Consider the following 12,022-nt stretch of genomic DNA (forward strand, 5'->3'; position numbering starts at 1 on the left):
AAACCGCCCCACCACGATCGTGGTGGGGCGGTTTCGTCGTGTGACGCGGTCGTTGACTACGCCACGGCGGGGGTGCGCGTCCCGCTGAGCGAGCCGATCTCGGCGTCCTCGGCGGCGACCTCCGCCTCGATGCTGCTGCGACGGACGAACTTCTTCAGCCCCACCAGCACGAACGCGCTGACGACCGTTCCGGCGAGGATCGCGACGACCCACATGCCGATGTTGCCGATGGCGAAGAAGACGAAGATACCTCCGTGCGGTGCCTGCGACGTGACTCCGGCGGCCATCGAGATGGCTCCCGTCACCGCGCCTCCTACCATGCTGGCGGGGATGACCCGCAGCGGGTCGGCCGCGGCGAACGGGATGGCGCCCTCGGAGATGAACGAGGCGCCGAGCAGCCAGGCCGCGCCGCCGTTGGTGCGCTCCACCTGCGTGAAGCCCTTCCGGTACAGCACGGTCGAGGCGAGGGCCATCGCGAGCGGCGGCACCATGCCGGCACCCATGACGGCGGCCATGATCATCCAGGGAGCCGGGTTCTCGGGCGATCCCGTGGACAGACCGGCGACGGCGAACGCGTAGGCGACCTTGTTGACCGGGCCACCGAGGTCGAAGCACATCATCAGGCCGAGGATGACGCCGAGCAGGATCGCGCCGGTGCCGCTGAGACCGTTGAGGAAGTTCGTCAGCGCGGTCATCAGGGCCGCGATGGGTCCGCCGAGCACGAGCAACAGCAGACCGGAGGCGAAGATCGACGCGAGCAGCGGGATGATCACGACGGGCATCAGACCGCGGACGAACCGCGGCACGTTCCAGGTGCCGATGAAGTACGCGGCGGCACCGGCGAGCAGACCGCCGACGAGACCACCGAGGAACCCGGCGTTCATGAAGACGGCGATGGCACCGGCGACGAAGCCGGGCGCGATGCCCGGACGGTCGGCGATGGCGTAGGCGATGTACCCGGCCAGCGCAGCGACCAGGAAGCCCATCGACGCACCGCCGATCTGGAACGCGGCGGCTCCGAGGTAGTAGCCGAGGCCCTCCGGCGGCAGGTTCACCAGCGAGTAGTTCTGCAGCGCGTAGACCGCGTTGTTGACGGTGTGCCCGTCGGCCGTCAGGGCGATACCGAAGCCCGAGAGCAGGAAGCCGAGCGCGATCAGCAGACCGCCACCGGCCACGAACGGGATCATGTACGACACACCGGTCAGCAGCCAGCGCTTGAGCGATGAGCCGAAGCCCTGTCGCCCCTGGGCCATCGCGGGGCCGGACGCCGTCGATCCGCTGACGCGGGCGGCCCGGGGGTCGGTCGCGGCGGCCAGCGCCTCGCGCACCATCTCGTCGGGCGCGTCCACGCCGCGCTTGACGGGGCCGCGGACGACCGGCTTGCCGGCGAAGCGGCCCTGGTCGCGCACGTCGACGTCGACCGCGAAGATGACGGCGTCGGCCTCGGCGATGACGGCCGGGTCGAGCGGGGTCACCTTGGACGAGCCCTGCGTCTCGATCTGCAGATCGGCGCCGAGTCGCTTGGCGGCGGCGACGAGGGCGTCGGCCGCCATGAAGGTGTGGGCGATGCCGGTGGGGCACGCGGTCACACCGACCAGCTGCGGACGGCGGGCGCCGTCGGAAGCCGAGGAGGCGCGGGCCGAGTCGGCGGACGACGTCCCGGTGGTGCCGCGGGCCTCGGCCACCTCGCCGCTGACCTCCTCGTCGACGAGGGCGACGATGTCGGCCGGTGTCCGAGCCGCTCGGAGGGCCGCGGTGAAGTCGTCGCGGATGAGCGCACGGGCGAGGGTCGACAGGACCGTCATGTGGTCGTCGTTCGCCCCCTCGGGCACGGCGATCATGAAGACGATGTCGGCGTCGCCGTCGGGAGCACCGAAGCCCACGGTGCGCGACAGACGCGAGAACGCGAGGGTGGGCTCGGTCACCGACGCCGAGCGGGCGTGCGGGATCGCGATGCCGCCGGGGACGCCGGTGCCGACCGAGGCCTCGCGCTTGATGGCGTCGTCGGCCAGCGAGCCGGCCGAAGCGGCGCGGCCGGAGGCCGCCACCCGGGCGGCCAGGGCGCGGATGACGTCGCTCGACGAGCCGCCGAGGTCCTCGTCGAGACCGACGAGGTCGGTGCTGATCAGGGTTGACATGCGGGTGTGCTCCTTGGGGTTGGGCGACGCTGCTCAGAGTTGCCCGATGGCCGCGGGGGCCACCGGGACGACGTCGATGTCGTCAGGGAAGGTCTGGTCGGGACGGGGGACGATGCTGCCGGGCAGGGAGGCCGCGGCGGCCCCCGACGCGACGGCCTGGGCGAGACGGGCCGGTGCCGGGGCGCCCGCCGTCTCGGCGAGCAGGTAGCCGGACAGCGACGAGTCGCCGGCGCCCACCGTGCTCAGTGCGGTGATGACGGGGGCCGCGGCGAACCACGATCCCTCGTCGTCGATCAGCAGTGCGCCGGCGCTGCCGAGGGTCAACAGGACGGTCTCGACGCCGAGCTCGCGCAGGCGTCGGGCACCCGCGACGGCCGAGGCCGGATCGGCCTCGTACGCGGCCGGGTCGCCGCCGACGATCTCGGCGAGCTCGTCGGCGTTGGGCTTGACGAGATCGATGCCGACGCCGGACGCGATCAGGGCGGCGAACGGCTCCCCCGACGAGTCGACGGCGATGCGCGGAGCGGCGTCACCGCAGGAGGCGCGCACGGCCCGGACGACGTCGGCCAGCCAGGTGGTCGGCAGACCGGGCGGCAGGGAGCCGGCGAGCACCAGCCACGATGCAAGGGCGGCGTGCTCGACGATCAGGGCCATCAGCTCGTCGGCGTGAGCGGTGAGGTCGGGGCCGAGCTCGTTGATCTTCGTCGTCGTACCGTCGGGCTCGGTGAGGGTGACGTTGGAACGCAGTCGCTCGGCGATGGCCACGTTCACGACGGGGACACCCCGCTCGCGGAGTGCGATGAGCACGGGGTCGTCGAGCGCACCGGGCAGCAGAGCGACCGTCTCGACACCGGAGGCGACGAGAGCCCGGGCCACGTTGACGCCTTTGCCGCCCGGCTCGTCCGTCGTGCTGATCGACCGTTGCACGGACCCCCGCAACAGAGCTCCCGGCAACGCGATCGTGCGGTCGAGAGAGGGATTGGCGGTGACGGTGAGGATCATGCGGGTGCCTCCTGGCAGGGGTGCGGGGACACGGTCCGACGTGAAGGGGTGTCCATGCGACCTCCTCGTCGTCCTGCTGGTGCTGCCATGTCCGTTCGGCTTTGAGTGCCGCCGTATTGCGCCGACTGTACGACTTGCAGCAAGCGAATGCAAGACAAAAACAGAAAATCAGATCGAAACACAGATCGAACGACAGACGGGACGCCAGATCGACGTCCCGCCCTCGGGTTTTCGCCGGCGTCAGCGCCTCGGGTGCGCCTCGTGTCCACGAAGGGTGACGACGACCTCGTCGAGGTAGTCGTCGACCTCGTCCTGGTCGTAGCCCGGGGTGAACCGGGTGGGCGAGAACCGCTGGTTGACGACGTCCTCTGGGCTCAGCATGTCCACGGGTGTCCCCTGCTCGTGGTTCGCCAACGTCCGCCGGACGCGGTCGAGGAACTCGTCGACCTCCTGCATCGAATACCCCTCACGCCAGCGCGTCGGCGTGAACCTCTTGTCCGTCACGTCGTCAGATCGCATGCGACTCCCCCATATCCGTCCATCGAGACCGGCGCTCGGCCTCGTGGCTCGATTCTCCCGGGGCGACACGTTCGAACGCCAGTCGGCGCACGCGTGGGAGACCCGTCGGCGCACACCCCGGCGGCCCTCAGCGGTCGAGCCCGCGGCCGCTGTCATACTGTGCCCGTGACCGGCGAGAGCGTGGACCGAGGCAACAGGACGCCCGCGACCCTGGTCGACGTCGCGGCTCGTGCCGGTGTCAGCCTGAAGACCGCGTCCCGCGCTCTGAACGGCGAACCGCACGTGGCCGACGGGACCCGTCGCCGCGTCGTGCAGGCGGCGGAGGCGATGGACTTCCGGCTCAACGGCCCGGCCAGCATGCTGCGGCGCGGCATCCGCTCGACGGTGGTCGGCTTCGTCACCGGCGATCTCGCCAACCCGTTCTACGCCGCCATCGCGTCGGGTCTCGAACAGGAGCTGCGGGGGCGCGGCATGCAGCTCGTCGTGGCGAGCACCGACGAGGACCCCACGCGAGAACAGGAGCTCGTCGACGAACTGGTGTCGCGACAGGTCCGGGCCCTCGTGCTCGTGTCGACCCGCGCCTCCCACGTCGACATGGACAGGCTGCAAGAGCGCGGCGTCCGCGTCGTCTTCGTCGACCGCCCGCCGGTCGGGCTCGAGGCCGACTCCGTGCTGCTCGACAGCGCGGCCGGCGCGCGCTCGGCCGTCGAGCATCTCCTGGCGCACGGGCATCGGCGCATCGGGTTCGTCGGCGACTACTCGCGGCTCGCCACCCATCTCGAACGACTCACGGGCTTCGGCGACGCCCTCGACTGCGCCGGGGTGACCGGCTGGCGTCGCTGGGTCCGGGAGGACCGACACGACGCCGCGTCCGCTCGGAGTGGCATGCGCGACCTCCTGTCGCTGGCCGAGCCGCCGACCGCCGTGTTCACGAGCAACAACCGGGTCACGATCGGAGCGTTGACGGCGGTGAGAGGCCTCGACGTACCTCCGGCCCTCGTGGGTTTCGACGACTTCGACCTCGCCGACCTGCTCGGGGTGACGGTCGTCTCCCACGATCCCGGCGCGATGGGACGAGAGGCCGCACGGCTCGCTCTCGACCCCGTGGGTCCGGGCCGTGAGCGACCGGCCAAGAGGGTCGTCGTCCCCACGCGGCTGGTCCCCCGCGGTTCGGGCGAGGTCTCTCCCGGCGTCGCCTGGCGCTGACCGACGTGCCGTCCTGACGGGCGAGCCCCCGACGGGCGAAGCCCAGCCGTCCGACGCCACGACACCCCCGACCCTGAGGGCCGGGGGTGTCGTGTGTCGCGTGGTGGGCGACCGCTAGAGGACGTCCGCCTCGAGCCGTGACCGGCGACGGCGACGGATCGCCTCGATCCCGAGAGCCGCCGCACCCGCCGCCAGCAGGATGCCCGCCAGCACACCGGCGTCGAGCGGCTGGCCGACCGTGCCGCCCGTGTAGGCGAGTCGACCGTCATACGAACCGGGTCGGACCGGAGCGGCCCCCGCGTCGGCCGGGGCCGTGTCGACGACGGCGAACGCGACGCGCACGGCCACCTGGGACGTGCCTCCGAGGGCTTCGACCTCGTGGGCGCCCGTGACGGCATCGGCCGGCACGGTGAACGAGCCGCGCACGATGCCGTCCGCGTCGGCGGTCACCGTGCCCAGGGCGATCGGGTCGCTGAACAGCGTCAGCGAGACCGTCTCACCCGGGGCGAAGCCGTCCCCGTCGACGGGTACCACGGTGCCGCGCGTGGCCGAATCGGCCAGGACGCGCAGGGTCGGCGTGTAGACGACGGGCGTGCCGGGGTCGCCCGGGTTGCCCGGCTCACCGGGGTTGCCCGGGTTGCCCGGGTTACCCGGGTTACCCGGGTTACCCGGGTTGCCCGGGTTACCCGGGTTGCCCGGGTCGACCGGTGCCGCCGCGACCGTGACGGGCGTGCTGCCCGCCGCGCTCGAGCGACCGTCGTCGGCCGTGACCGTCACCGTGTAGCTGCCCTGCAGCGCGTAGGTGTGCGCTCCCGACACGACGCCGCCCACGACCGGGGCCGAGGTCACGGCGGTGCCGTCGCCCCAATTGACCAGTGCGGTGACGGTGCCGTCGGCGGGCACGCTGTCGGTGCCGCCCGCTCCCCCGGTGACCGTCGCGAGACGTCCCGAGACCTCGGTGCCCGCGGTGCCCGAGAGCCCCGCCGCCACACCGGTCACGGAGAGGTCGGCCGGAGGCGCGAGTCGCGTCCCGTCCGTCGCCAGCGCGAAGACGTGGATGCGTCCGGCCGCCCGGGGGTCGCCCGTCTGCACCGGCAGCGTCAGCGAGACCGCCTTCTTGCCCTCGGGCAGGGTCACCGGTGCCGTGGCGTACACCCCGGCGATGGCACCGTCGGAGCCGTTCGCCCCGTTGGTGCGCCCCTGCGAGGTGGCGACGACGATGTTGCCGAAGGCCGGCGTCGAGACACCCGCGGTCCAGTCGCCGAACTCGATCGGGAACGGCTGCGTCGAGCCGTCGTCGAACGTCAGCGTGCCGACGGTCTGCTGGGCGCGCTCGTTGGCCGTCCCGATCACCGACAGCTGCGTGACGTCGTCACCCAGGTACAGCGGCAGCACCTGGCCGGCACCGGTCGCGTTGTCGGGCTCGCCCGCCGGGATCGCCGGCAGGTCGAAGTCGAGCGCGGTCCCGGGAACGGCGACCGTGGTGCCCTGGACGAAGCCGGCCTGGGCCAGCGACGGACGAGAGAACCCGTTCTGCAGGTAGTCGCAGTTGGCCGCCTGACCCGGCTCCCCGAGGCAGACGCTGTCGAACGCGCCGACGAGCGTCGGAGCCGTCCGGGTCACCGTGAGGTCGACCGTCGTGCTGGCCGACTCGGTGCCGTCGGTCGCCGTGACGATCGCGGTGTACGTGCCCGGCGCCTCGAAGGTCTTCTCCGGGGCGGTCACATCCCAGCCGCCGAGCGCCGTCGCGGTGAGCGTCGCCGCCTGCGGGCCGTCGCCGTCGAGCCAATCGACCGTCGCGACGAGTCCGTCGGGCACGGTCGCACCGGACGAGGAGGCGCTGGTCACCGTCGCGACGGGGCTCGCGAACGAGGTCCCCACCTCGACGCTAAGACCGGGCTTCGTGCTGAGCGAGAACTCGCCCGCCGACGCCGAGGTGTCGGCCAGCAGCTCGAGCTCGGACAGGGTGGCGGCGCGGCCGTCGGTGGTACCGGTGGTCGAGATCCGGTACCAGGTGAACGGCCGCGGATCGGCGACCGTGAACGGCCGGGTCTGCAGCGCCGACGGGAAGGCCTGACCGGCCCGCTCGTCGACCGGGAGCCAGGTCGCGCCGTCCGTCGAGCCCTCGAGCGTCCAGCTCGTGGGCGCCGCCGCCCCGGTCGGGCCGTTCGTCAGCGTGTACCGCGAGACCGTCACCGGTCCCGAGGCCGAGCGCCACGTCACGGCGGCGTCGGGTCGGTCGAACGTGACGGCGCTGCGTGCCGAGTCGTCGACGAGGCGGTCGAGTCGCGTGCCGTCGCTCGACTCCAGGACGCCCTGCCCGGGCTTCGTGGCGTCGACGAGGGGCTTCGGCACGTCCTTCGCATCGGGCGCGTGGGCCGCCCAGGTGCTCGGCGTGCGTCCCATCGTGAAGTCGAGCGTGCCTCCGGCGGCGATCGCGTCCTGCGACAACGACGCGGTGTCGATGGCCGTCCCGTTCAGACGCGCCGACTGGACGTAGACGTTCTCGTTCGAATTGTTCTCGGCACGCACGGTGAAGGTGCGCCCCGAGCCCAGGTGCACGGTCGCCTCGTCGAAGAGCGGCGAGCCGATCGTGTACGCGTCGGTGCCCATCGCCAGCGGGTAGAACCCGAGCGCCGAGAACAGGAACCACGACGACATCTCGCCGTTGTCCTCGTCACCCGGATACCCCTGGCCGATGTCGCTGCCGACGAAGAGGCGCTGCGTGATCTCGCGCACCACCTTCTGCGTGGTGGCGGGGTCACCGTTCGCGGCCGAGATGTACGGGATGTGGTGCGAGACCTGGTTGCTCATGCCGAGCTGGCCGATGCGGACATCCCGCGCCTCCACCATTTCGTGGATCACGCCGCCGTAGCCGCCCGGCTTGTCCGCTTCCTCCGGCGTGCCGTAGAACTCGGCGAGCTTCGCGTCGAGACCGTCCGATCCGCCGTAGAGGGAGGCCAGACCCGCGACGTCGAACGGCGCGTGGAACGCGAAGTTCCATCCGTTCGTCTCGGTGTAGGCGCCACCCCACGACTCGGGGTCGTAGGCGTCGGCGGTCTGCTGGAACGAGCCGTCGGCATTCCGCGCCTGGAAGAACCCGATCGAGGGGTCGAACAGAGAGGAGTACTCGTGTGCCCGATCGAGCAGCCAGGCCGACTCCTCCTTCAGCTGCGCACGCCGCGCCTCCGGGGTGGCGGGGTCGTCGGCGAGCTTCGCCGCCATCTGCCCGAGACCGAAGTCGTTGATGTGGCCTTCGAGGCCCCACGAGACGCTCTCGCCAGTGGTCGCCGGCGTGTAGCCGAGGAAGAGCGACTGGTCGAGGCTCTTCCGCCCGACGCCACTCGACGTCGGCTGGACGGAGGCGTTCTTCAGCGCCGCGTCGTAGGCCTCGAGGGCCAGCGGGCCGTCGACGGCACCCTTGATGTAGGCGTCGGCGAACGCGACGTCCGAGCTGGTCCCTGTCATGAGGTCGGCGTAGCCGGGGCTCGACCAGCGAGCGATCCAGCCCGAGTCGCGGTACATCTGCACGAAGCCGTCCATGAGCTCGGACGCGATCTTCGGGTACAGCATCGAGTAGGCGGGCCACACGGTGCGATACGTGTCCCAGAACCCGTTGTTGACGTAGATCTTGCCGCTCTCGACCTGCGCGTTCGTGACCGTGTCGGTCGCGGCGCCCTGCACCGGGGCGACCGGGCTGGCGTAGCGGTAATCGGGTGCAGAGGCCGAGCCGGTGTTCTCGAACTGCGAGTTCGGGTACATGTTCAGGCGGTACAGGCTGCCGTAGAGCGCGGCGAGCTGGTCGTCACGAGCATTCTTGACGGTGATGACGCCGAGACGGTCGTTCCACTGCTCGGCGGCGTCGGCCTGGACCTCGTCGAACGTGCGGCCGGTGACCTCGAGGTCGAGGTTGTGCCCCGCCTGGTCGAGCGAGATGAACGACGTCGCGAGGCGCAACTCGACGACACCCGCCGGGCTGCCCGACGCACTCGGTGCGCTGGCGTCGAACGACGCGTACTGCGCACCGTCACGGTTGCCGCCGGGGGTGCCGACCGAGGTCGGCGTGCGGTCGAAGACGCCGCGGACGAACATGCGCGTCGCTCCCGTCGACAGCCCGGAGCCGCCCTCGACCCAGCCGCTGACGGTTCCGTCGGCCGAGACCACGAGGCCCGACGTGCCGGCGACGCGGTCGACGATGACGCTGCCCGCGCGCCCGGTGCTGGCCGGGTCGGTTCCCGCCGTCTCGGGGAACCCGAAGCGCATCACGGCGCCGTGATCGGTCGGGGTGACGGCGGCCTCGAGACCGCTCGTCGTCTGGACGGCGTAGAGATCGGGTCGGGCGATCTCGTCGCCGTGGTCGAACGGCAGCGCGCGGTTCGCGAGCGACGCATCCGGCGCACCCGCGCCTCCGGCCTGGGCGACGGTCGTCGAGGGGAGGATCGCGAGCTGGTTGCGGTCGCCCATCCACGGGCTCGGCTCGTGCGAGACGCCGATGCCCTGGAGGCGCGGCAGGTTGGCCGCGTCGTTGCCGCGCGCGTAGTCGTACAGCCACGACTGGCTCGAGGCGTTCGTCATCGGGGTCCAGAAGTTGAACCCGTTCGGGACCGTCGCCGCGGGGATGTTGTTGCCGCGGCTGAAGCTGCCCGTCGAGTTCGTGCCGCGTCGGGTGTCGACGTGGTTCACGAGGCTCGAGCCGTCGACGCGCGCCGGTGCCGGGTCGAGGTCGAGGTCGTCGATCCAGCCCTGGAAGCGCGTGTCGGCCGTGCCACCGGCGTTGTCGTACGTGAACACGACGGACTCGACGGTCTTGCCGGCGAGATCGCCCAAGGGCACGCGCACCGAGTTCCACTGGTCGGCGAAGAGGATCTTCGACGAGCCCTGGGCGGCGGCGGAGGCCTTCTCGCCGTGGGCGTCCACGATGCCGTCGGCCGCGCTGACGCGCGAGCCGTCGGAGAGAACCAGGTCGACGGCCGCATAGGTGGCCGGGTACTGCAGGTCGCCCCCGAGCTCGGGGAAGATCTTGTACGAGAACTCGCTCGTGTCGCCGATCGCCAGGTCGAGCCCCTCGAAGAGGACGTTGGTGGCCGAGGCGGCACCCGCCGCCGTGTGCTCGCCGGCGTAGCGCAGCGACTTCGTGCCGCTGAAGCCGGCGCCCGGCTTCATGTTCGGGCCGCTGACCGGGCCCGTGCCGACGACCGTGACCATGGGGCCGGCCGGAGGCACGGTGTCGGTCCCGTCGTTCAGGGTCCAGTCCGCGAGCTGCGTCAGCCCCGCACCGGCGTTGGCGGTGATGTCGAGACGGTAGGCGTCGTAGGCGGCCGGTGTCGGAACGGCGAAGTCGAGCGTCGTGCCGCGACCCGAGAAGGCCATTCCGGACCTCTGGTCGACCGTGACCCAGGTCGTGCCGCCGTCGGTGGAGCCGAGCACGGTGACGTCGCGCGGGTCACGCGTCGGGGCATCGTTCGCGCTGGTCAGCGACCAGGTCGCGGCGCTCTGCGGGGAGTCGAGCAGGTACGTGATGCTGGCCGTGCGCTCGAAGGCCAGCCACTTGCTGGCCGGGTTGGCGTCGGAGAGGTTGACGGCGATCTCGCCCGGGGCGTTCTCGGCGGTCGCGCTGACGTCCGTCACGTGGCCGAGCAGGCTGCCGGGCGGGAACCCGGTCGATCCCGTGACGTTCACGGCCTCGCCGAGCGGTGTGCTCGCGAGCGGCTGCGCGTCGGCCGACTCGAAGCTGGTCCGCCAGTCGCTCCCGGCCGCTGCCGCACGGCGCGTGTCGTCATCGCCGCCGCCGACCGCGTTCGCCGGGCCGGCGCCGATCATGCTTCCCGTGAAGGCGAGTGCCACTGCCGTCGTCATCACCCCCGCTCGCCTCGTCCGCTCGAACCAGCGTGCGCCCCCGCGCCGCTGAAGGGCCTGAAAACGGCCTGACGCCATCGTCACTCTCCTGCTGTTGATCCCGTGATCTCGGGTGCGATCACCCCGGCGGGGCGACTCGCGAATGCACGACGGGCGACGCATGTCGTCGATGACAGCGTTGTCATGCCGTCCTTGTCTACCGGATGCCCTGACCCCCGGTCAAGGCACATCGTGAGACTCGTTCACGGAGATTGCGTCCGGTGACGCCCTCCCCCTAGGGTCGACCCATGCGTTGCCTCTGATCCTTTTTCGACTCTCCCACCGTGCGCCGATCCGGCGCGATCGAAAGGTTCAGCATGACCGCATCCCTGCCCCTCCAAGGCAAGACGGCTCTCGTCACCGGTGTCTCACGGCGCCGAGGCATCGGCTTCGCCGTCGCGACGAAGCTCGCCGACCTCGGCGCGAACGTCGTCATCCACCACCACCGGCCCCATGACCTCGCGCTCCCCTGGGGCGGCGACGATCTGGACGCGGTTCGCGACGGTGTCGGCGAGCACCTCTCCGATGACGCACGCTTCTCGGACGTCGCCGCCGACCTGTCGGACCCGGCGGAGATCCCCCGCGTCATCGCCGCCGCGACCGCCCTCACCGGCACCATCGACGTGCTCGTCTGCAACCACGCCAAGAGCGGGGACGACGGCAGCATCCTCGACATGACGCCCGAACGACTCGACGACTTCTGGGAGGTCAACACGCGGGCGACCCTCCTGCTGACGGCCGAGTTCGCCCGGCTCCGGGCTCCACGAGGCGAGAATCCACGCCGCCCCGGTGACCGCATCGCGGGCCTCGGGCCCTACGAGGAGGCACAGGGTCACGTCTTCTGGATGACCTCCGGTCAGATCCACGGTGCGATGCGAGGCGAGGTGGCCTACGCCGCCAGCAAGGCGGCGCTGGCCGGTGTCACCGCCACGGTCGCGGCGGAGTTGCTCGAACTCGGGATCGTCCTCAACACGATCAACCCCGGGCCGGTCAACACCGGATACCTCGACCCGGAGACGACGGACCGCTCGCTGGAGGATCTCGACGACTACATCGCGAGCACCCCGTTCGGCCGGGTGGGCCGACCCAGCGATCCGGCCGAACTCATCGCCTGGCTGTCGACGTCGGCCGGCGGGTGGGTCGTCGGGCAGGTCCTCACCTCGGACGGCGGGTTCAGCCTGTCGGGGTGACTCCGTGAGCACGACTCGCCTCTGAGCCGAGTCGCACCTAGGATCGTCGCAGGGGGAACGATGGCACGGCAT

The 12,022-nt window shown here is 71.3% G+C and carries 5 protein-coding genes and 2 pseudogenes; 2 read left to right on the top strand and 5 right to left on the bottom strand.

Features of this window, described 5'->3' with window-relative positions; translation table 11 throughout:
• Positions 1–56: 56 nt before the first annotated feature.
• The 4 genes and pseudogenes from ACPEEZ_RS08220 to ACPEEZ_RS08235 form a co-directional block, all read right to left on the bottom strand.
• Positions 57–2,138 (bottom strand): PTS fructose transporter subunit IIABC, encoded by a 2,082-nt coding sequence (locus tag ACPEEZ_RS08220; protein ID WP_423917323.1) that lies wholly within the window; start codon positions 2,136–2,138, stop codon positions 57–59.
• Between the two features lie 33 nt (positions 2,139–2,171).
• Positions 2,172–3,140 carry a 1-phosphofructokinase family hexose kinase gene (locus tag ACPEEZ_RS08225; RefSeq protein WP_423917325.1) on the bottom strand — a complete coding sequence of 323 codons (969 nt, stop codon included), beginning with the start codon at positions 3,138–3,140 and terminating at the stop codon, positions 2,172–2,174.
• Between the two features lie 267 nt (positions 3,141–3,407).
• Positions 3,408–3,521 (bottom strand): annotated as a pseudogene (locus ACPEEZ_RS08230) (DivIVA domain-containing protein); the annotation flags it as partial.
• A gap of 42 nt (positions 3,522–3,563) precedes the next feature.
• A pseudogene (locus tag ACPEEZ_RS08235) lies at positions 3,564–3,815 on the bottom strand (DivIVA domain-containing protein); the annotation flags it as partial.
• Positions 3,816–3,824: 9 nt separating this feature from the next.
• On the opposite strand from ACPEEZ_RS08235, the gene ACPEEZ_RS08240 reads away from it, so the two are divergent.
• Positions 3,825–4,865 (top strand): LacI family DNA-binding transcriptional regulator, encoded by a 1,041-nt coding sequence (locus ACPEEZ_RS08240; protein WP_423917328.1) that lies wholly within the window; start codon positions 3,825–3,827, stop codon positions 4,863–4,865.
• 114 nt (positions 4,866–4,979) lie between these two features.
• Here ACPEEZ_RS08240 and ACPEEZ_RS08245 read toward each other — a convergent pair whose 3' ends face one another.
• Complete coding sequence (locus ACPEEZ_RS08245; RefSeq protein WP_423917330.1) at positions 4,980–10,721, bottom strand: GH92 family glycosyl hydrolase; 5,742 nt, start codon at positions 10,719–10,721, stop codon at positions 4,980–4,982.
• A 356-nt stretch (positions 10,722–11,077) separates the two neighbouring features.
• Between ACPEEZ_RS08245 and ACPEEZ_RS08250 the strand changes: the two genes are divergently transcribed.
• Positions 11,078–11,950 (top strand): SDR family oxidoreductase, encoded by an 873-nt coding sequence (locus tag ACPEEZ_RS08250; protein WP_423917333.1) that lies wholly within the window; start codon positions 11,078–11,080, stop codon positions 11,948–11,950.
• Positions 11,951–12,022: the final 72 nt, after the last annotated feature.

Origin of the sequence: Frigoribacterium sp. 2-23 (assembly GCF_049601585.1) — a bacterium.
In the GTDB taxonomy this organism is placed as follows: domain Bacteria; phylum Actinomycetota; class Actinomycetes; order Actinomycetales; family Microbacteriaceae; genus Frigoribacterium.

Coding starts and splice junctions, on each gene's coding strand:
- ACPEEZ_RS08225 (WP_423917325.1), bottom strand. CDS start 3,140: ATGATCCTCACCGTCACCGCCAATCCCTCTCTCGACCGCACGATCGCG.
- ACPEEZ_RS08245 (WP_423917330.1), bottom strand. CDS start 10,721: ATGACGACGGCAGTGGCACTCGCCTTCACGGGAAGCATGATCGGCGCC.
- ACPEEZ_RS08250 (WP_423917333.1), top strand. CDS start 11,078: ATGACCGCATCCCTGCCCCTCCAAGGCAAGACGGCTCTCGTCACCGGT.
- ACPEEZ_RS08220 (WP_423917323.1), bottom strand. CDS start 2,138: ATGTCAACCCTGATCAGCACCGACCTCGTCGGTCTCGACGAGGACCTC.